We start from the raw sequence: 22,782 nt of genomic DNA on the forward strand, positions 1-22,782 counted from the left end.
ATCTTTCCCTCTCCTTAGTAAGGAGAGGGATGCCCGATAGGGCAGGGTGAGGTTTAAGTCGTGAATGCAACACGCATATTACTCTTAGTAAGAGTAGTGCCATTGAGGAAGGGCGATGCTGCAAACCGCGACGCACGCGTTAAGCGTAGCTCTGCCGTAGGCAATCGCTTTTAAAAATACAAAAATCTGCATCACAGTGATATTCTATACTCTATGTTAAAAAACTGAATTCGTGAAAACTGACAGCATATTCTATCGCCTCTTTCAAGAATTTCCCAGCATCTTCTTTGAACTCATCGGTGAACCACCAGAAGAAGCACGCGCTTATCAATTTTCATCAGTGGAAGTTAAGCAAACAGCCTTTAGGATTGATGGTGTATTTCTTCCTGCCAAAGAAAGTGATAACCCAATTTATTTTGTGGAAGTCCAATTTCAAGAAGATCCACAAATTTACGCGCGACTGTTTGCAGAAATCTTTTTGTACCTGCGGCAAAATCAACCACAAAATGACTGGCGTGCTGCGGTGATATTTCCTACCAGAACTATAGATACAGCAGATAGAAAACATTATCGTGAATTCTTTACAAGTCAGCGTGTTAGCCCGATCTACCTTGATGAATTAGGTGAGGCTGTATCGTTACCCATTTCCATTGCAACTGTCAAGTTAGTGATTGAGAATCAAGATACAGCGATTGAAAAAGCAAGAGAGTTGATAGATAGAACTCAACAGGAGATAAGTTCACAACAGCAACAGCGGCAATTACTACAATTGATAGAGACGATTTTAATTTACAAGTTTCCGACAATGAGTCGAGAGGAGATAGAGGCTATGTTTGGATTGAGTGAATTAAAGCAGACAAGATTTTATCAGGAAGCTTTTGAGGAAGGCAAGCAAGAAGGTACTCGTCGGGAAAAGTTCCGAACAGTACCTCTGTTGTTAAGAGTAGGATTGACTGTGGAACAAGTTGCACGAGAGTTAGAGTTGAGCGTTGACGAAGTGCTGCAAGCAGCACAACAGCAATCTTCCAATGAGAGTAGTAGTTGAAAAAGAAGGAACTGATAGATGGCTTATAGGCAAAATCCACAGCGCCGACGTGACGAACTGCAAAAATTGTATGATTTGCTAAATGAGAAGATAGTACGCCTGCGAACAGCAAGAATCATTGAGACAGACGCTGCAATCCTTTTCAGATTAGATAAACAAATTGAGGAAGCCCAGACAGAACATGACAAAATCGCCCAACAGATTGACAGCCTAGATAAAGCATTGGAACAAGGGTATTAAAAATAAGTTAGTGCGGCAGTGTCAAAAATTGAGACTTTCACGCACAGGTAGCAATAAGCGCGATAATTTCTTCTATACAGCAGTGCTGAGTAGGAGAAGCCACCATGACACCAGAAGAAATCGTGATATGGTTACAAGAACGCACGGCTCTAGGAATCTTATCGCCTGAACCTTTGAATGCTATCGCCCAAGTTATTGAAAAACAAGTTATCCCACCAAACCACTGTCTAGTGACTGAAGGGACTCCTCCAGAAGGATTATACATTCTCCTTGAAGGTCAGCTCGAAAGCGATAGCAACAATAAAACGAACCCGGCTTTAACTATTGGTTTCCTTCCCGGCTCAATCATTCATCTGCAAGAACTCATGTTAGATGAATTGGCTCAGCGTACAATTACAACGGTTACAGAATGCCACTTATGGGTTGTGCCTGCAGCTAAGTTTCGGGAATTAGCCACCCAATACCCCGAAATTGCTCAAGCTGTTTCTCGCCAAATGGCACAGGAATTGGCTCAACTCACATCTGTACTAACCTACGAACAAGAACGTTCTGTAGCTTTGCGACCTTATTTGGTCACAAAGGCAACACGGGGAATTGTGGGGACAAGTCGTTATGCTGTACGTTTGAGACAGGAAATTCGAGAAGCTACTGATGATCGCAAATCAGTATTAATTTTCGGGGAACCAGGATTAGGAAAAGATATTATAGCTGCTTTGATTCACTTTGGTTCCAAACAGCGGCGAGAACCGATTATTAAAGTTAACTGTGGTATTCTCCAGACAAGCGGTGCTGATTTGTTTGGTCGTGCTGGAGGTAAACCAGGACTGCTGGAATGGCTTGGGGAAGGCAGTTTAGTTCTGAACAACATTCAAGAAACACCCCCAGAGTTGTTACCAGCGTTAGCAAGTTTGCTAACAACGGGCAAATACACCCCTGTCAGCCGTTCGGGAGAACCAACCCCCGAACCTCGCGTCAGTAAAGCTCGCATTTTGATAGTTTCAGAAAAAACTCAGCCAACGATTGAACGCTGTATCGGTCATATTATCAAAGTGCCACCGTTGCGGGTACGCAAAACTGATATTAAAGCACAGGTGGAATACTACATCAGTCTTTACACTCGCGCTAGAGGTATTGCGCGACCGAAAGTTTCCTCAGAAGCTTTGCGCCGTTTGCAGTCTTACGATTTCCCTGGCAATTTGAAAGAACTGCAAGATCTAGTAGAACGGGCGATCGTCCAAGCTGGAGAAGCAAAAGAACTCACAGAAGAAATTTTCTGGTCTGTTGATACTAAGAAAAAGCAATTTCGTGTCAATCTTTTAAATGCTTATCCTGGTTTGCGAAAGCTTCTTCGTAGTTCTTGGTGGCCTGATCGTATTAACTATGGTTTTACTTTAACAGCATTTGCCTTCATTGTAGGAGTCTTATTTGTTGGTCCGCAAACGCGCGATCGCAATTTCGCTCTCAATCTGTTTTGGGCTTGGTGGTGGCCTTTCTCCCTACTAGCATTTCCCTTTTTAGGACGTGTTTGGTGTTCAGTTTGTCCCTTTATGATTTACGGGGAAGTGACACAAAAGCTTTCCCAAAAGTTCTTTCCCCGAAAACTTAAACGCTGGCCCAGACATCAAGCTGAAAAATGGGGCGGATGGTTTCTTTTTGGACTATTTACTCTTATTTTCCTATGGGAAGAACTCTGGAATTTAGAAAATACAGCATATCTTTCTGGTTGTTTGCTGCTTTTAATTACTGCTGGTGCCATGATTTTCTCTGCCATTTTTGAGCGACGATTTTGGTGTCGGTATCTGTGTCCCATCGGTGGAATGAATGGTTTATTTGCTAAACTCTCCATGACAGAATTACGGGCACAGCAAGGCATCTGTTCTGCCAGTTGTACCACGTATCAATGCTACAAGGGTGGACCCCAGAAGGGAGAGGGGATGGAAACAAATGGATGCCCGTTGTACTCTCACCCAGCACAGTTGGAAGATAATAGAGATTGTGTGCTGTGTATGACTTGCCTCAAAGCCTGTCCGCATCGTTCCGTTGAGTTTAATTTGCGTCCTCCGGGAATGGAATTGTGGACAACTCATATTCCCCGCAGTTACGAAGTTGCACTGTTGTTTTTACTATTGGGGGGGGTGTTCCTGCATCACTTGCCGGAAATGCAATCAAGGCTCGGCTTACATCTGGATTTAACCCAATTTCTGCCTCACTTAGGATTATCTTTACTGGCTCTGATTCTCCCCGTAGCGATTCCTTTTTTGGCATACGGAATCATGCAATTATTATATGTCAGTTACAAACAGTTAAAATCCACTCAGCAAAATCCGAAGCCACGATCATTTGTAGAACTTGCCTATGGATATTTACCACTCGTGTTAGGAGGAAACTTAGCTCATTATCTGCATTTGGGTTTAACCGAAGGAGGACGTATTCTCCCTGTAAGTTTTGCAACCTTCGGTATGAATGGTGAACAATTACCTATATTGCTGGCTCATCCAGCGGTGATTACCTTTTTGCAAGGAACCACCCTCATTATTTCACTTTTGTTGACGGTGGTGTTGACACAAAAAATTGCTCGTCAGCCGATGCGATCGCTTTTTTGGCAACATTTAGCTGCTATTGGCTTAGCAGCGAGTATGTGGGCAATGATTGTATCTAGTTAGTTAAACAAGTGAAAAATCTGGCACCTTACGTCCAGAAGACACGCTGTGGGAACCAAAAAATCGCCCCTCAAAAATGTCTGCTTAAGCTGGTAGAATCCGGAAAAGTGCATGTCCCTAGGACATATTTTGAATTGTTTATGCGAAGTTTTATAAAACCACCACGATTACGTATTGGTGAAGACGGAGAAGGAGAAAGACGCGCTACTTGGCTGGAACTTTTTTATGATTTGGTGTTTGTGGTTGCTGTCTCTCAAGTCGCCCACTATCTTCATGATCATGTTTCACTTTCGGGAGTGTTAGGCTTTATAGCTCTTTTTATACCTATTTGGTGGTCTTGGATTGGTACGACATTTTATGCTAATCGCTTTGATAGCGATGACATTGGACGGCGGTTGTTCACCAGTCTACATATGCTTACAGCCGCAGCAATGGCTGTCAATATACACTACGGCTTGGGTGAAAGTTCCGCTGGTTTTGCTCTCGCGTACGTTGTTGGTCGTCTTGTACTGATTATTGAGTATATCCGTGCAGGACAGTATATTCCCCAGGCTCGTCCCCTGACAAAGAGTTACGCCACAGGTTTTTCAATAGGCGCGCTTTTCTGGTTAGTGTCTGCATTTGTATCGATTCCCTGGCGTTTCGTCCTTTGGACACTAGGACTCATCATTGACTTTGCTACACCCTTAACAACACGCAAACTACAGATAGAATTACCTCCCCATGCATCCCATTTACCTGAACGTTTTGGGCTATTCACCATTATTGTGTTGGGCGAAGCAATTATCGCAGTCGTCGATGGTGTTTCTCAACAGAAATGGGATCTTTTAACTGTGATTGCTGCTGTGTTCGCTTTAGGTATTGCTTTGAGCCTATGGTGGGTTTATTTTGATAACCTCGGTGGTACACCGATTAACAGGGCGCGGACTGAAGGAAGAGCAACGATTATGGCTATATGGCTTTTCACCCATTTTCCCCTTGTTGCTGGTATTGCGGCTTCTGGAGTCGCTGTAGAACTTGCGTTAATCAGCAAGCCAATGGTAGCACTTCCTGATTCTGTTCGATGGCTGCTTTGTGGTTCTGTTGCTGTATGCTACCTTGCTTTAGGTATTCTCCACCGCTTGGGAGTGATCCTTTATTGTAAAATCCGCACCAAGTATAGAGTTGGGGCAGCAGTCGTTTTGCTTTTCATTGCCGTTTTTGGCAAAGGTTTGTTCCCTGTTGCAGTCATTGGGCTTGTCGCTTTAGTTTGTGCTGTACAGGTTGTGCAAGATTTATCTCAAAGTCGTCCCACAACACGTTTGGTTGAGCCAGAAATCTAGTCGTAAGCTGTTGGGCTAAAACAAGTGCATAGTAGAATGTTATCCGGCATTTTTCTGGAGCTGCTTACAAGTAGAGTGGATATACGGTGATTTTAGGTATAATAAGTAGTTATATGCCTTAATGAATCGACTAATCGGATACCTCCGGATACAAATATAGGAAGCTACAATGCTACATGAAGAACAAGTAACATTTAGAGGGAAACGCAGTGATGTTGATGAGCTCTTACGTGTTCTAAGCTCAATTGAGGAAGTCGCTGATGTGCAAGTAAAGTCAGTGACGAGCACAATTAACAGTCTTTTAGATAGAGAGCCATTAAATCAAGTTGAATTGGTTGACATCGTACTTGGCATTGCGATCAATCTCGCATCGTCCGCTATTTACGATCAGATTCGTCACAAAATCAATGACCATGCCAAGAAAAAAGGATTCCTTCAGCGATCTGGTCAAACAAATAGACGAAAAGGTTAAACGATGATGACTCCTTTAAAATGTCAAATCTAATACGTTTGTTAATTTGTGTGAATTGTTTATTATGGTTCCAGATTTACCAATTTTTAATCACACCATATATCACTCTGGTTTTACTGAATCGTTTTATGATCCCCGAACGCTGTTAACAAAAATACTAGCTCCAAATCTTGAAGGACAGGAGAAGAAGGAGTTTGTTCTTCGAGGGTTTGAATACAACGCTACAGTTATTCACGAACGAGTTCATTGGTTTCAGCATCACGGAACATCATTCGGCTGTTTTCTCGAAGCATTGCGATTGTCACAGCAAAACACAACCCTCCGATGGCTTCGGGAAATGCCTTCCAGTAGAGTACGAGATTTTTTGCGTCAACGTGTCGAATTTACAACACCAATTTTAGAAATCGATCCCCAAACGCGACATCCAATCTTTGCTCAAGGTGATGAACATGATCAGATGAACCTGTTTAGACAGATATGGTTCGATCATCAGTGGGTTCATGCGGTATTTGAAGATTCTCGAATCAGTAAACAACTTGGCAAACCGCCAGGAACAGTTATTGGTGAAGTTGTTGGAGATGTTATGTTGGCACTTTGTGCAGAACATGACTTCCTTCCGCAGACGAAGAATGCAATATTAACCACCCCATTAACAGCAAGACAATGGTTTTCGGTAGATGACACCGAAATGATGTTTGTTTCTATATCTGGAATGTATTTGACCAGCAAGATTCTCATGGAGTGTGCTGCAACCATTTCCGAACTTCAGCTACTACCTGAATCACTTTGGATGCCAGTGCTAGGGAAAGCTGGTGTAGAAACAGTACTCACAAACAGAATTAAAACAATTCTTGATGGTGATTATGGAATCCCCATTCGCAGCCTTCTGGTAGTCTTAAACGCTGGGCTAGATCGTCTGCTAGATGTTTTGCCAACCGTTAATGTGCTTTGCTTTATTGCGCTTAATCCTCCGTTACCACCATATGTTATGCATCCCCCTGATGATGCTCCATCCTGGCGTTGGCAGGACATTTATCCACCTATTAGATTTGCACGATTGGCACTTTGCGTAAAAAAAGTCGGGCTTTTGAGTGATTGTCGTGACCACAGAACAATTGCCACTTACATAGATAAACTCTGCGACGTATGTCAACTTCCACACACAATAAATACCAACTATCCAGATCGTATAAGTTATGAAGAAACTCCATGCTTTGCAGATGAGAATACTGTGTATTCAGATTCACTTAAGTTCTCACATCACGACTATATCTTTTGGGTACAGTCCTGCTTGATGCGTTATCGTCTGAATGCTTTACCACTTATGGTTAGCTTCGGTGATTGTCTATCGGGTGATCTGTTAAAACAATATGTCAACGATGTACTGAATTTTGACGCTGTTCCATTTTCTCGTTGTCCCTTAGGATGGACTAAAAATGATAAACTTGGGTTCTCATGTTCGGTGGATTTTGGTAACTGGTTGTTTCGATCAATCCTTATGGATTACGTACTCTTCGATGTTGTAGCTGGTACTGGTAAGTACGATTTGAGTTCATTTCCTGGCGAAATCAATCAGAATGAAATAATTTATGAGTTTTTGGAGAAAAACATTATTTTGAATCTCACGGAAGTAAGAAATACATAATGAACAGTTTTTCCTAAACTGAGAAAATCTTTATTTGTAGGGCAGGTAGAAACTGGTATGTGATCCCTTGAGCAAATTCAAGCAGCTATCCTAACACTTCCGTCAGATTAGTCTCAGCGATTTAGGCGGTGGTTCTTTGACTTGGATTATCAGCGTTGGGATAAACAGCTAGAGCAAGATATAAGAGATGGCAAGTTATAAACGTTGGCTCAGGAGGCGATCGCTGGTGTTAGATTTGAATTGCTTAGACAAGCCCCTTATTTGGCTATAGGTGCAGCACAGCTTAAAATGAGTAGTAATACTCGAAAATAAGTGGCGTTGGACGAGCAATTGAGCATGAGTGTTTCCATGAGAGATATTATCACTGTCTACATTTGGTTTCCCAAGGAGTTCTTAGGTCACGCTTCAATGCAAGTAGGTATAGATACTTATATAAGCTTTTGGCCTAACAAAGAAATTATAAATAGGTCATCAATGCAGAATAGTCAAAGTATTATTAATCATAAAAACCAAAACATTAATCAACTCTTATTCCAGCATTTGGCTGATATTAGAAGTACTAGTTATGAGGAAGATTGTTTGATTTTAGGTCAAGGTGACGAACAAAGACAAGCAGACTGCACAGTTGAATTATTAAATCTTCCTCAGGAGCCGATTAAAACATTCTGGGAAAAATTTACAAAGGAAAATAAATCCTACCATTTGATAAAAAGAAACTGCTCATCAGTCGTTGCCGAAGCTATAAATGAAGGGTGGAAAGCTTATACTGGTACGGGGAAAAACACAGAGAATATAAGCTTAACAGATTTTGAGAATCAAGTTGAATACAAAATTCAGGATTTTGAAGCTTTAAGCTTTACCACAGCTGCCTTAAATTTCGGTAGATTGCTTTTTTGGTCTCCAAAACAAGTCTTGCTTTATGCACAAATGGTCAAAAGATTAACAGATTGAAGAAAAGTGTTCTAGGATTTGCAATTATCGTGTTTTCAGCTACAGTTCTATTAGAGATAAATCAGTAAAAATGAGAAGAAATCTATAAGAATGCAGCTTTATCCTGTAAGTCATGCTGCCTTTACATGAAACCTCGAATCATTGTTTGTGGCTTAAGTCGCACCGGATATAAAATCTTTCGTTTGCTGCGACAACAGGGGGCGTTAGTCGTTGGCGTTCATCATCAACCTATTGCAGGCGAATCATCAGGAGATCTGATTGTCGGCGACTTGCAAGCAGCTAGTACCCTTACAGCAGCAGGAATTCAGCAGGCACACACTTTGGTAATTGCTGGACCGGATGATGAAGTGAATCTGTCAGTTATGATGCAAGCGCGGATGTTGAATCCGCAAATTCGGATTATCAACCGGTTTTTTAATACCAATTTGGGCGATCGCCTGGATAAAGCTGTCCCTAACCACTTAAGTCTGAGTGTTGCAGGTTTGGCAGCACCCGTCTTCACCTTTGCGGCTTTAGGAAACCAAGTAATTGGGCAAATCAAACTTTTCAAACAAACTTGGCCTATTTACGAAGAATATATAGATAAAAATCATCCGTGGGTTGGTCGCAAGCTGAGTGATTTGTGGAATGATCGCTCGCGGATAATGATTTACTATATGCCATTCAAGGGTGAGATGGATTTAGTTAGTGCAGTGTTGTCTGGACAAGAGTTAAAGGTGGGCGATCGCCTGATCCTTGGTACTCAACCGTGTATCCGTTCCACCCACAAATCACGGTTTACAAAACTTCTAAAAGTCCTGACCAGTTTACGGCAGTTTAAGAAACACGCGCAATCAGTGGTCGTGATGACTATTGTCTTGCTGATCATTATTGTAATTGCCACCCTCACCTACACTTCTACCAATACGAATATTTCTATTATTGATGCCCTCTATTTTGCAGTAGGCATGATTACGGGAGCAGGTGGTAATGACAAAGTCGTAGAAAATGCTCCTGACAGCATTAAACTATTTACCGTTCTTATGATGCTGATTGGGGCTGCTGTCATCGGTCTATTATACGCACTGCTCAATGATTTTGTTTTGGGTAGTCGCTTTAAACAATTTTGGGATGCAGCACGAGTTCCTCGCCGTAATCACTACATTGTCTGTGGCCTGAGTGGAATCGGTATAAAAGTTGTTGAGCAACTCTCAAAAAGCGGACATGAGGTCGTCGTCATTGAACGCGACTCAAACAACAAATATGTCAACACTGCCCGTGGAGCAGGTATTCCCGTCATTTATGCTGATGCTAGCTTTTCAGCCACACTCAAAGTCGCTAATTTAGATTCTGCCGCTGCAGTCCTTGCTGTCACAGGTAACGATGCGACGAACCTAGAAGTTGCCCTTAAGGCAAAAGGTATGACACCCCAAGTGCCAGTGATAGTCCATTACGCAGAACCCGATTTTGCCCATATGGCACAAGAGGTGTTTGACTTCGAGGCAGTCTTGAGTCCTGCTGAACTTGCAGCCCCAGCATTTGCAGCTGCTGCATTGGGTGGAAAAATACTCGGCAATGGCATTACAGCAGATAGTCTTTGGGTTGCTTTTGCAACTTTGATTACACCCGTACACCCTTTTTGTGGTCAGCAGGTGAAAGATGTAGCCATGTCTGCTGAGTTTGTTCCTTTATACTTAGAGACTAATTCTCAAACTCTTCACGGCTGGGATTTACTGGAAACAAACCTGAGTGGTGGAGATATTTTATATATAACAACACACGGCACACGATTGTATCAGTTGTGGCGTAGTGCACCGCCGCAAGTGATCGCGAGTTAGCTGTAGCCAAGTGGAAATATAAACGCCTGAAATTGCAAACGAAGTAGTTTAAGAAGGACCCGGGCGCAAGAGTGCAAGCGCCATTGTTTGTGACAGTTGCCTAAGTCCTGAATACTATATAATTTGCAGTATGCTTATATCCTACCTCAGGAGAGAGTTGGATGATTACCCTGCCTGGAGTTGCCATTCAATGCAAAATCTATGAGAGTTCAGTCTCTTTAGTGTATCGAGGCATCCGAGTGCAAGATGGTCAGGCGATCATCATCAAACTGCTCAAGCAAGATTATCCCTCTCCTCAAGAAATAACTCGCTACAAACAGGAATATCAAATTACATGCTCCCTGAATCTGGAAGGAGTGATTAAAACTTACAGCCAACAGGAATATCAACGCACACTCGTTATTCTCTTGGAGGACTTTGGCGGGGAGTCCTTGGAGTACTGGATGCGGCTGCGCCCAGAGACCTTCTGCCCCATGCCCATATCCACTTTTCTCCCGCTTGCGATCCACGTTACCAGAATTTTAGGCAGAATCCATACGGCTAATGTGATTCACAAGGATATCAACTCTGGCAACATCGTTCTCAATCCAAATACTGGTGTTGTCAAAATCATTGACTTTGGGATTGCGACTCAATTCAACCGCACCAATCCCACGTTCAAAAGCCCGCACGTCTTAGAAGGAACCCTCCCGTATCTTTCTCCAGAGCAAACTGGGCGGATGAACCGTTCAATCGATTACCGCAGCGATTTTTACTCGCTCGGTGTGACGTTTTACGAACTGCTCACCGGACAGTTGCCGTTTCCCACAACAGACACCCTTGAACTCGTCCATTGTCATCTTGCCAAATCCCCTACACCGCCATATAAGTTAAACGTTAAGATTCCCAAGCCTGTTTCAGATATTATTTTGAAACTGATGGCGAAGAATGCAGAAGACCGCTATCAAAGTGCTTGGGGCATCAAAGCGGATTTAGAAAACTGTGCTCGTCAGTTAGAAACAAAGGGTCAAATTAATTTCATTCAATTGGGTCTGCAAGACGTTTGGGATCAATTTCAGATTCCACAAAAACTATACGGGCGGGAGGAGGAGATCACAGCATTATTGGCAGCGTTCGAGAGGGTAGCAGGGGTAAGTGACGCAAACAGGGGGAATATCGCCGCGTCCTCTGAGATGCTGCTCGTCTCTGGCTATTCTGGCATTGGCAAATCAGCGTTAGTACAGGAACTCTACAAACCAATTACAGCAAAGCGCGGTTACTTTGTCTCTGGTAAGTTTGACCAATTTCAGCGCAATATTCCCTACAGCGCAATTGTAGATGCTCTACGAAAACTGGTTCAACAATTGTTAAGTGAACCTGAGGAGCAACTGCAAAAAAGGCGATCGCAACTTCTAAACGCCTTAGGAAGCAACGGGCAACTGATCATTGATGTAATTCCGGAAGTTGAATTGATAGTCGGCAAGCAACCACCCGTGCCAGAAGTTGGATCGACTGAGGCACAAAATCGGTTTAACCTTGTCTTTCAAAAGTTCATTCGAGCTTGTTGTTCCTATGAGCATCCCTTGGTCATTTTTCTAGATGATTTGCAATGGGTAGACTTCGCCACGCTTAGGCTGATTGAGTTAATTCTAAGCGATCAGAAGATGCAATTTTTGCTGTTCATTGGAGCTTATCGGGATAACGAAGTAACCCAGATACATCCGCTCTCAGTAATGATAGAAAAACTCAAGCAGGAAAACGTCGCGATTAATCAGATTACATTAGCTCCGTTAGAACAGGGAGCAGTAGCTCAATTGATTGCTGAAACCTTGCACACGCCTACTGAATCGATCGCACCTTTAGCAGAATCAATATGGCGTAAAACGAACGGCAACCCCTATTTTACGAATGAGTTTCTCAAAACGTTGTACACCGAAGATCTGCTCGTTTTCAATATTAATCAACAACACTGGGAATGGGATATTGCTCAGATCAAAGCCAAAAATATTACTGATAATGTAGTGGAGTTAATTATTGGAAAGTTGAAGCAACTTCCAAAGGAAACTCAACAAATCTTACGTCTAGCGGCTTGTGTCGGTGCTGAGTTCGATTTAGCGACACTCTCAGTTATCTGCAAACGACCGGCAGTTGAAATTTTTGCAGAACTGACCACAGTGATTCAGTTGGAGTTGATTCTAGCTACTTCAGAGTTGGATGAAAATCTGTTAATTCAGAATTACAAGTTTTCACATGATCGCGTCCAGCAAGCTGCCTATGCTTTGATTGATGAAGCACAACTACAAACTGTTCACTTGCAGATTGGTTACTGTTTACTGAAAAGTAATGAGTCTGAAACTAAATCAGCCAATTTATTTGAGATAGTTGATCACCTTAATCTCGGTCGTGATTTAGTCACGAATCAACAGGAGTGCGACAAAATAGCTAGTTTGAATTTAATTGCAGGTCAGAAAGCCAAAAAATCATTAGCTCATAGTGCAGCACTACACTATTTAACGACAGGAATAGAATTGCTAGCCACCGATAGCTGGCAGTTTCAATACGCTCTGACATTGGCATTGCACGAAGAAGCAACAGAAACAGCATACCTATGTAGCGACTTTCAACAAATGGAGCGATCGGGGATCGTGGTTCTAGAGTATGCAAATAGTGTTCTAGATAAAATAAAAGTCTATGAAACTAAAATTCAAAATTGCATGGTGCAAAGTAGGCAAAGTGAGGCAATTAAGATTGGTTTAGAGGTTTTAGAGCGACTGGGTATCGCTCTACCAGAAATACCAGTAGAAGCTGATGTTCAAAGGCAGTTAAAAGAGACGGAAGATTACTTTAATGCCATAGAGATAAGAAATTTGCTGGAGCTACCATTAATGAAAGAGCCAGAGAAACTGGCTGCGATGCAAATCTTGTCTAGCCTTGTTGGAGCTGCCTTTCAAGCTGCTCCTCTATTATTACCACTGATTGTATTAGAAAAAACAAATCTATCTGTTCAATATGGAAATACTTCTTCTTCAACTTTTGCCTATGCTACTTACGGTGGGGTGATTCTCAATGGAATTATGAGGGATTTTGAAGGAGCTTACCAATTCGGTGAATTGGCACTCAGCTTGACTGAGCGATTAGATAGTAAAAAACTTAAACCTAGGGTTACAGAGATGGTTGCAGCGCATCTTATGCACTGTATAGCCCATGTTAGACAGACTTTACCCTTACTTCAGGAGACATATGAGACTGGGCTGGAAATTGGAGATTTAGAATTTAGTATGTATGCTGCTGGCTTTTACTGTTTGTACGCATATTTTGCTGGTTTAGAATTAACAAAGATTACATCAGCGATCGGGATTTACAGTAATGTTTTAGCTCAGTTCAAACAGGAAAACATATTAATTTACTTTCGCAGATTGCAGCAAGTTATCTTTAACTTACTAGAACAAGTTGAAAATTCAGGTCGATTACTTGGTGCTCACTATAATGAAGATCAGTTTTTGCCAATTCACCTTGAAGCAAACGATAGAACTCACCTTTACTATCTGTATCTAGACAAGCTTATTCTAAATTATTTATTTGAAGATTTTCCCCAAGCAGTGGAGTGTGCTTCTCAAGCTGGACTTTATCTAGACGGAGTAGCAGGAACTTTTTCAGTATCTGTATTCTATTTCTATGACTCTCTAGCGCAGATACAATTATACCAATCTGTTCCTTCCTCAGAACAAGAGCATCTGCTGCTCAAAATAAATAACAATCAGGAGAAAATGCAGAAATGGGCACATTCTGCTCCAGTAAATTTTCAACATAAATACGAATTAATTGAAGCAGAAAAAGCACGGATATTAGGTCAACTTTTTGAGGCAGAAGAATTGTATGAGCAAGCGATTCAAGGTGCTAGAGACAACGAGTATCTGCAAGAAGAAGCTTTAGCCTATGAGTTAGCTGCCAAACATTATCTAGCGCGAGGTAGGGCGAAAATTGCCCAAACCTATATGAAGGAAGCTCACTACTGTTATGGACGGTGGGGAGCAAGGGCAAAAGTCAAAGATTTAGAAACTCGTTATCCACAGTTTTTTCCTCAATCGTCGGGTGTCGCTGATACGTCAATTCGCACCACTGCTGGAACCACCTCAAATACCTCACATACTGCTCTCGATTTAGCGACAGTGATGAAAGCAGCTCAAGCAATTTCGAGTGAAATTGAACTGGAGCGGTTGCTCAGTTCTCTCATGCAGATCTTAATCGAGAATGCTGGAGCACAAACTGGATACCTGCTTTTGGAAAACTCAGGAGAATGGACGATCAAAGCGGCTTGTGAACTCAAGGAGGGTGAACAGATCTGTGCAACGAAAATACTGCAATCGGTTCCAATGGCAACTTGCGTACCCGAATCCATTATCCAGTATGTGATCCGGACTCATGAATCTCTAATTCTGAATGATGCAACTCGTGAGGGGAATTTCATCAATGATCCTTACATTCAACATAACCAAACTCAATCACTGCTTTGTTTACCGCTGCTGAATCAAAATAAGCTGGTTGGCGTGTTGTACTTGGAGAATCGATTAGCGGCTGGAGCTTTTACACCGGAGCGATTCTCCGAAGGAGACGCTACGCGAACGCAAGTGTTGCATCTATTATCAACCCAGGCAGCAATTGCGATCGAAAATGCCAAACTCTACTCAAAGCTCCGGGCTAGCGAAAGTCATCTGACTCAATTTCTAGAAGCGATTCCAGTAGGAATTGGTATTATTGATGCGACGGGTCGCCCTTACTATGTCAATCAGCGAGGAATTGAGTTGATGGGTAAAGGCGTTGATCCTGCCGCGACACCGGAGCAAATTCCAGAGATTTATCAATGTTATGTGACGGGAACGGATCAAATCTATCCGACAGAGAAGTTGCCCATCATCCGAGCATTGAGTGGCGAACGCACTACGGTTGACGATATAGATATTCACCAAAACAACGCAACTATTTCAACCGAGGTCTGGGGCACTCCCGTCTTCGACGAACAGGGCAATGTAGTTTATGCGATCGCAGCCTTTCAAGACATCACTGAACGTAAACAAGCAGAGAAACTGCTAGCCGATTATAACCGAACGTTAGAGCAACAAGTCATTGAACGGACGCTGCTGCTCTGTGAGGAGATTCAAGAGCGACAACGAGTTGAAAACGCTCTGCGACAGAGTGAAGAGCAACGCAGACTGGCTATGAACGTTAGTTATATTGGCGCTTGGGACTGGAACATGGTAGAGAATACAATAGATTGGGACGATAACCATATCCGACTGCTGGGGTTAGTCCCAGGTGAAGTTGAGAGCAGCTATCAAGCATGGCGTGATCGCGTTCATCCAGAAGAAATTGATCGGATTGAGCAAGCTATTACAGCATCTCTAGAAACTCATACTGATTTTGAAGCTGAATATCGAGTCATTCATCCAGATGGCAGTATTCATTGGTTGGTAGGTCGAGGTCGAGGCATTTATAACGAAGCTGGGCAACCTGTACGAATGTTGGGTGTGCTTATCGATATCAGTGAACAGCGAAACGCTGCACTGCGTGAACGCAAACGCGCTGAGCAAGCCTCCATTTTGGAAGAACGCAACCGGATGGCGCGAGAAATTCATGATACACTCGCTCAATCTTTCACAGGTATTCTGCTTCAGGTTCAAGCAGCAACACAAGTGCTGGCGGATGACCCGGAAGCAACCCAGGCACATTTGGAAATGATTGACGAACTAGCACGAACAGGGCTGGCAGAGGCACGGCGATCCGTAGCAGCACTCCGTCCGCAGCTATTAGAAGAGGGCAATTTAGAGAACGCCCTGCATCGCCTCGTGACTCAAATGAGATCTACAATCGATACTGTTGTGATTTACGAGACTCAGGGTACAGCCTATGCCTTACCAGCCGATGTGGAGAACAACTTACTCCGAATTGGGCAGGAAGCATTAACTAATGCGATCAAATACGCCTGTGCTGGCGAAATTCGGGTTGAGTTATTATACAACGATACACACTGCATCTTACGAGTTAAAGATGATGGGCGGGGCTTTGGAGTAGGTAGCGCTCTATGGAGCAGTGGTTTTGGCTTATTAGGAATGAGCGAACGGGCAGAGCGCATTGGCGCACAACTAACGATTCAAAGCCAACCAGGTCAAGGAACAGAAATTATTGTCACTATCAATTATACTAAAGTTGAAATTTGAATTCCAACTTTAGTTGGATGCAATCTTCCATTTTTATATGGACTGATTTATCAATCACTTTATTGGCTAAAAGTTTCAACTCTGAGTGGACTACAAACTAGAGTCAATTGCATATATTTAGATTCATACAAACACCAACAGTAACTCATTCGTATGAACTAAGTTTGTTTCACATACATCCCATAAAGAGTTCATAAAATGATTTTAATAACAAAGCACTATTGGGAGGTAATAGTGGTATTAGAGGCTAAAGATCTGTAAGAATTGCATCTGACAGCAATGTTTACCTTACTTAGGTAATAGTGTGATCGCCGCTTTTGTAGGTGGGTTACATTTCGTTAACGCACCATCTAATTTTCTTCTAAATAGACCTCTCCAGATATTAAACATTAACCCAGACAGCACAAGGGTTTGAAATTAGTTTTCGGAGATGTCTAATGACTTAGACCTTTTCATAAATTATATTTTAGCTCAGGTAGTACAAGGATTTCAGAAGAGATCGCTGGCGATGAGCATTTTCATCCTTCGGAGGCATGAGTGAGTTTTGACCGTGACCGCAGTCTGTTATTCCTCCCACCGTCAACACAAGATCACATAAAGGGTGTTCTGAATGCGATTGTAGTGTTGGTGATGTATGGCGACTATCAATGTCAAAAGAGTGCGGACGTTTACAAGCTGATTAAAGTTATTGTGCAACAGCTTAATGTTTCTTTCGGGGAAAATGATTTGTGCTTCATTTTCCGTCATTTTCCTGAGGTACAGATTCATCCACATGCTCAACGGGCAGCGGAAGCTGCGGAAGCTGCAGCGGCTCAAAGACAGTTTTGGCAAATGCATGAGATGCTGTTTATCCATCAACAGGAGTTGGGAAATGGCTATTTAGTGGAGTATGCCAATCGTTTAGGACTTGATATTTGTCAATTTTTGCAGGATTTATCCAAGGGAGCGTATGTCGATCGTATCAATGCGGACATTGAAGGTGGACAGATAAGTGGAGTAGAGGCTGCACCGGCTTTGTTTATTAATGGAATTCGCTATCTTGATCGCTGGACTGTTGAGCAGATAGTGGCAGCTATTGTTGCTGCAAATGATTGAGGTTTTTGGTGCTTATCCGAACTTCTATTCCTGGGCGCAGGTTCGGCGGCGATTTGCTCATTCGCCATTAGATGATTATCTACGGAGAAGCAAATGGTAGATCAAAAGGTTCGCAGCAGGAGAGAATTTCTTATATCAGTCAGTCGGCTTACCGCTATGGGTTTCGTCACGGCGACAACCGCGACAGCCGCTGCTGCCGTCGGCATGTCTGTTCGCCAATTGGAACCCTCGGAAGGGCAGACTGAGGCTACCGCAGAAGAAGTTGCGGATGCGCTTGAGGATGCCTATGGCTTACACCGTGGTCAGCGACGAAATCACACGAAAGGTCTGGGTGCTCTGGGTACGTTCATCGGTAATCCAGAAGTCAAAGAAATCTCGCGTTCTGCGCTGTTCTCTGGAGAAAAGCTCAACATCGTCGCACGGTTCTCCATTGCTGGTGGTGATCCAATGGCATCTGACGCTGAGAAAAGCCCGCGCGGTATGGCGCTGGAATTCCGGCTACCCGATGGCAGCCTGCATCACATGACGATGCTCAGTACACCGATGTTCTTTGCTGCCGTACCGCAAACGTTTCTGGACAAGTTCATCGCACTGGCGATCAATCCTACTACCGGAAAACCAGATCCAGCAAAGTTCAAGCAGTTCGAGTCTTCGCACCCGGACAACATGTTGCAAACAAAATTTTTGCAGGAGAACAACCCACCTCCGAGCTACGCCAATTGTGCATTTTACAGCATCCACGCCTTCAAGTTTATCAATGCTGCAGGCAAGACGACCATCGCCAAATTCCGTTTTGTTCCTCAAGACGGCGAGAAGCAGCTCTCAAATGCACAGTTGAAATCGATGCCGCGCAACTTTCTGGAGCAGGCACTTATGGGGCGCATGCGTACGAGGGCAGTGAACTGGGACATGATCGTGACGATAGGCGAACCCGGTGATCCTGAAACTAATCCGACGCTGCTCTGGCCCAAGAACCGTCGAGAGCTGAAGGCTGGCACCCTCACCCTGACATCGGCAACGCCGTCCAACCTGGCTGGTAGCTATCAGATCAACTACGATCCGCTGATCATGGCAGACGGGATCGCACCAACTGATGATCCTGTTCTTCTGTTCCGGTCTCCTTCCTACGCCGTATCCCACACAAGGCGGATACGTGATCTGTGACGGATTCTGTGCAAGCCCAGCTATCCCTCTTCTGTCACTTTCCAGTTTTTTCTATTATTAATACTTTCTGAACACAAGGTATACCAGGCAATACAGCATTTACTCATCTAATTTTGGCAAGTTCCATGCTTTCAAATATTTCTATTCCGAAAAAAATCTGCTATCGCCTACTGTATAAGAACTCTAGAATTCAGAAATGATAAAACTTTTCGGAGAGTGACACAAGAGGGTTAAACTGAAACGCTATTAGCGGCGTCACGTTCGAGCAGTTTATCGCCTGCCTTGACAGGCAACAAATTGATTCAACCGATTCTGCACCGTTGGATCAGGGGTGTCGGCAACCAGGAAGATTTCTCCAGCAGGAGTGATTCGCCATCCGGTGGCTTCGATGATCGGGGTGTCAGGAAGTTTTGAATTTTGAGTTTTGAATTTTGAGTTGAAGGATTCTTCGTGTCTGCGTGTCTGTGTGTTTCTTTCGGTTGAGCGCTCACGCCGAAGCCCGTGTCCTCCTCTGCTGTCTACCTGCTGACCCACAACCAGCCTGCGCCGATCGCTCCACTCCGCATCATCATCTAATTGCTGTTCCGGTGTGGGCGGCAAGCCACCGCGACCTGTGATGACGAAGGAGTTACCCCGGTCAGCAGGACACCCTTGAGCAATCAACCCTGACTGATCTGCAAGGTCAGTGGGCAACGCGACTAACCCAGAGGTCGGATCAATGCCTGCGGTAATCACATCAATCGTGCCACTCAATGCAGAAGTTGCACCTGTGGCAGTAATTTCACTCAACGGGGTGGAAACCAGGCTGGGCTGAATGCCAAAGATGGAAAAGGCATTGATGCGGACATTACCACCGCGAAAGTCTTCAGAATTGGCGCTGATGTTGCTATCTTCCTTCGGCACTGCAATCAGGAAGCGGGTATCAGTGGTGATGTTGCCGCCCGGAATATTCGCTCCAGTGGCATTGGTGGTGATGTTACTGCCATTGCGGAGGAGGATGAAGGGCGATCGCACGTTGATATCGCCCCCACCCCCGTTGGTGTCTGCCCGGATGCTGCCTTGATTATTGAGGAAGATGCGATCGGCGTCCACCAACAGATTGCCTGCACTGCCAGTACCCAAACTGCTGACGGTGACTTTTCCCTGATTTTGAATGTTGAGGGTTTCGGTACTGAGATGGATATCACCGCTGCGTCCTGTGGAGTTGGGTTCTGTGTTGGCAAACAGCCCACTGCTGGCACTAATCGTGTTAGTCAGTTCACCAAATCGAGCGACTCGATCAGCGAAGGTGGGGTCAAAGCCAGAAATATTGATTTTGTCGGTGGCATTGATGATGGTGTTGCCTGCTCGTCCACTGCTATGGGTAGTGGTAAGGAGTTTTCCACCACCGGTCAGGTTAAGGGTATTGACGTTAAGAGTAATATTACCACTATCGAACCGGTTATACGTTCGCGCAGTCAAAACTGCCCCATCTTGAATGCTCAAGGTTCCAGCGGTGATTTTAATGTTTCCTCCCTGACCATTTGCTGTAGCCGAACTGCTTGTCAACATCCCACTCGCCAATCCAGAGTTGCTAACTCCAGAAAAGTTAGCAGCATCTGCAATGACTATGATATCGCCCGCATTTCCGTTGCCCTCAGTCAGCGCCAACAGTCCAGCACCCCCTGTCATCGAAAGCGATCTAGTCCTGATGTTGATGTTGCCCGCGTTGCCGATCCCCGATTGCTCTATTGAACTGAATGCTCCAGTGGGAGACCCCGAACGAGCTATTCCATCAAAAGAGACTCGTTCACGGGCAACTATATTGATATTACCCGCATTCCCTTTTCCAAAGGTGATAGCATACAGTCCAGCGCCCCCCGTCATCGAAAGCGACCCGGTCTCAATGTTGATGTCACTCCCATTGCCTACTGCTCCCTGTGCTACTGAACTAAATGCTCCACTGGAGACGAGACTGAATCCAGTGTCACCCTCCCCGGCAAAGGAAACTCGCTCACGAGCATTGACATTCACCTGGCCGGCATTCCCATTGCCATAGGTATTCGCAAACAGTTGAGAACCATTGATTAAGTCGAGTGAACCAGTCAGAATATTGATGTTGCCTGCATTGCCAGTTGCTCCGGGCTCTACGTAATTTACAAGCAGGCTGACATCTTTGAGCGTAACTGTCTGTGTCGCATCGACAGTCAAATTGCCAGCAGAAGCACCAACAAAGCCCAAGCCTGAGTTGATTCCCACCTGAAGAAAACTTGTCTGGTTCATCGTCAAGTTCCGAGCCGTGACGGCAATACTCCCGCCACCTCCAGCACGAACGTCTATCCGAGATCTGTTGTTGAGAGACACATCTGCCCGCACCAGATCATTGGGAAAACTCAACCGCCACTCGCCCGCCGTTTGGCTTAGCCCGACGCTTCCCAGGCCAGCAACAGCACCCAACTCGACTCGACTAGCCGGACTCACGATTCGCCCACCTTCTAACCGGATATCACCCCCGACCAGCAACAGACTTTGTGCTGCTGGTACCCGAAGCCCTGTTTCTTTATTTGCGGTTGACTGATTAATAATGGCTTGTGCTGCCAGTTGATTAAAGAAAAAAGCATTAGGATTAATAGTGAGCAATTGACTGGGTAGCGGTTTCGTCGCGTCGCTGCTGAACACTTCACCATTGGGAAAGCCGATCGCGTTCGCAGTCGTCCCCACAAACGAACCGCCAAGATTAAGTGATGCATTCGGACCAAATAAAATCCCATTAGGATTGAGCAAGAACAGATTTGCCGTCCCATTCGCTCGGATTAACCCATCAATATTGGAGACTGACCCACCTGTGACGCGGCTGAAAATGTTCTGCACGTCAGCGGTATTGTTAAAATAGGCAGACCCACCTGTAGGAATCGAAAATTGACTGAAGCTGTGGAACAGGTTGCCGCCTCGTCTGGCTCCGCCATCAATTTGCACGTTGGGATTACCTGTGACTTGCGATCGCTCTGCTGCTGGCAGTGTGTTATCGGGAATCACCTGAGCCGCGATCGACTGAACGTAGAGCAATCCACTCACAATACTGCCTGTCAAAATCCATGCTTTCAAGTGCGATCGGTTCATTTTGCTACCCTCATGCCATTGTTGCGATCAGCAGGAGAGGACAGATCTTAGTGCGATCGCTTACAGCCATTTTCATTTGCATTAACTACCCCCCACCCCCCAATCCACAAAACTGTGACTGATTCATTTGAAAAGCGCTTAAGCCAGAATACAAGAATCGACTGCATTAGACCACACAATATAACTAAGTTAGCATGATTGCGTCAATTTGTAAGCTGTACTTTGGTTTGAAGTTGGATACCAACTTTAGTTGGAGCCAGGTCGCCATTTTGAGATGGATTGCTTCATCAATCGCTTGTTGGAAAGAAATGTGAACTCCGGGTGGACGACAAGTGAGCATGAATTGCCTATATTCAACTCATGTAAACGCAGCAATACTCTCAATGAAATTCACAGCCATTTTCATTTGCATTAACCACACCCCATTAAAGCCAATCAAAAAATTGAGGTAAAACCAATATCTCAAACTCTACGCACTCAATTTAATTCTATTGTTTCAATGGATGAATATCGCCGACAGAATAGTTTTGATCTGCCTCAATCTCAATTGAAGCAGCAAGCACTGCTGTGAAGTAATTCGACAAATATTGAATACACAATCAAGGAAATCTAAATTATGCCCACTCAAAATACAGGCAAAATCACTCAAGTCGATGCTAGTCAACCCTTGCTGCATCAGCATGGATATGAAATTCAGCAGTACGGTACTCTGCGCGATCTGCCAATTGTTATCGACCCCAGCGCCCGTAGCGAAAGCTGTACTTTGGTCAATCAAATTCTGGCAGATACAATCATTCTCTACCATCTCTATAAGAAACATCACTGGTTGATGCGTGGACACACGTTTTACCAACTGCATTTGTTGCTCGATAAACATGCCAGTGAGCAAATTGAGTTAATTGATGCCCTGGGTGAACGGGTACAAACACTGGGAGGTGTGGCGATCGCTGACCCGCGTCATGTGGCAGAAGTCACTAAGATTAAGCGTCCTCCCAACGGCGTTGAAGAAGTGCCGGTGATGTTGTCGCGATTGCTAGAAGCCCATGAATTGATCGTTGGGGAATTGAGAGTGGCGATC

At 44.2% G+C, this 22,782-nt stretch carries 14 protein-coding genes; 12 read left to right on the plus strand and 2 right to left on the minus strand.

Annotated elements, in window-relative coordinates:
- The first annotated feature begins 232 nt into the window (after positions 1-232).
- The 11 genes from AC5590_RS34370 to AC5590_RS34420 all read left to right on the plus strand — a co-directional run bounded on the left by AC5590_RS34370 (position 233) and on the right by AC5590_RS34420 (position 18,605).
- Complete coding sequence (locus AC5590_RS34370) at positions 233-1,045, plus strand: Rpn family recombination-promoting nuclease/putative transposase (RefSeq protein ID WP_169267679.1); 813 nt, start codon at positions 233-235, stop codon at positions 1,043-1,045.
- 18 nt (positions 1,046-1,063) lie between these two features.
- A complete protein-coding gene (locus tag AC5590_RS34375; protein ID WP_211178670.1) occupies positions 1,064-1,285 on the plus strand; it encodes a hypothetical protein in 222 nt (73 codons plus the stop codon).
- A 104-nt stretch (positions 1,286-1,389) separates the two neighbouring features.
- Entirely contained in the window at positions 1,390-3,948 is a 2,559-nt protein-coding gene (locus tag AC5590_RS34380; RefSeq protein ID WP_169267680.1) for a sigma 54-interacting transcriptional regulator, read from the plus strand.
- Between the two features lie 137 nt (positions 3,949-4,085).
- Positions 4,086-5,267: a low temperature requirement protein A gene (locus AC5590_RS34385; protein ID WP_169267681.1), complete on the plus strand. Its 1,182-nt coding sequence runs from the start codon at positions 4,086-4,088 to the stop codon at positions 5,265-5,267.
- 169 nt (positions 5,268-5,436) lie between these two features.
- The gene (locus AC5590_RS34390) at positions 5,437-5,739 is read left to right on the plus strand and encodes a hypothetical protein (protein WP_169267682.1); all 303 of its coding nucleotides are present in this window, start codon (positions 5,437-5,439) and stop codon (positions 5,737-5,739) included.
- 64 nt (positions 5,740-5,803) lie between these two features.
- Positions 5,804-7,384: a hypothetical protein gene (locus AC5590_RS34395; protein ID WP_169267683.1), complete on the plus strand. Its 1,581-nt coding sequence runs from the start codon at positions 5,804-5,806 to the stop codon at positions 7,382-7,384.
- A 336-nt stretch (positions 7,385-7,720) separates the two neighbouring features.
- A complete protein-coding gene (locus AC5590_RS34400) occupies positions 7,721-8,335 on the plus strand; it encodes a hypothetical protein (RefSeq protein WP_169267684.1) in 615 nt (204 codons plus the stop codon).
- 125 nt (positions 8,336-8,460) lie between these two features.
- Positions 8,461-10,152, plus strand: a complete 1,692-nt coding sequence (locus tag AC5590_RS34405; protein ID WP_169267685.1) for a potassium channel family protein — start codon at positions 8,461-8,463, stop codon at positions 10,150-10,152.
- Between the two features lie 161 nt (positions 10,153-10,313).
- Positions 10,314-16,346, plus strand: coding sequence for an AAA family ATPase (locus AC5590_RS34410; protein WP_169267686.1), 6,033 nt, complete (start codon positions 10,314-10,316; stop codon positions 16,344-16,346).
- A gap of 537 nt (positions 16,347-16,883) precedes the next feature.
- A complete protein-coding gene (locus AC5590_RS34415) occupies positions 16,884-17,441 on the plus strand; it encodes a thioredoxin domain-containing protein (protein ID WP_169267687.1) in 558 nt (185 codons plus the stop codon).
- Between the two features lie 93 nt (positions 17,442-17,534).
- Entirely contained in the window at positions 17,535-18,605 is a 1,071-nt protein-coding gene (locus AC5590_RS34420) for a catalase family peroxidase (RefSeq protein ID WP_169267688.1), read from the plus strand.
- A 270-nt stretch (positions 18,606-18,875) separates the two neighbouring features.
- On the opposite strand, the gene AC5590_RS34425 is transcribed toward AC5590_RS34420, so the two are convergent.
- Together AC5590_RS34425 and AC5590_RS34430 are read right to left on the minus strand one after the other, a co-directional pair.
- Positions 18,876-21,704 (minus strand): two-partner secretion domain-containing protein, encoded by a 2,829-nt coding sequence (locus tag AC5590_RS34425; protein WP_169267689.1) that lies wholly within the window; start codon positions 21,702-21,704, stop codon positions 18,876-18,878.
- Between the two features lie 184 nt (positions 21,705-21,888).
- Positions 21,889-22,044, minus strand: a complete 156-nt coding sequence (locus AC5590_RS34430; RefSeq protein WP_498824450.1) for a hypothetical protein — start codon at positions 22,042-22,044, stop codon at positions 21,889-21,891.
- Positions 22,045-22,320: 276 nt separating this feature from the next.
- On the opposite strand from AC5590_RS34430, the gene AC5590_RS34435 reads away from it, so the two are divergent.
- Positions 22,321-22,782 (plus strand): Dps family protein (locus AC5590_RS34435; protein WP_169267690.1); only part of this gene is annotated, 462 nt, incomplete at its 3' end.

The organism is Brasilonema octagenarum UFV-OR1, assembly GCF_963888615.1.
Taxonomy (GTDB): domain Bacteria; phylum Cyanobacteriota; class Cyanobacteriia; order Cyanobacteriales; family Nostocaceae; genus Brasilonema; species Brasilonema sennae.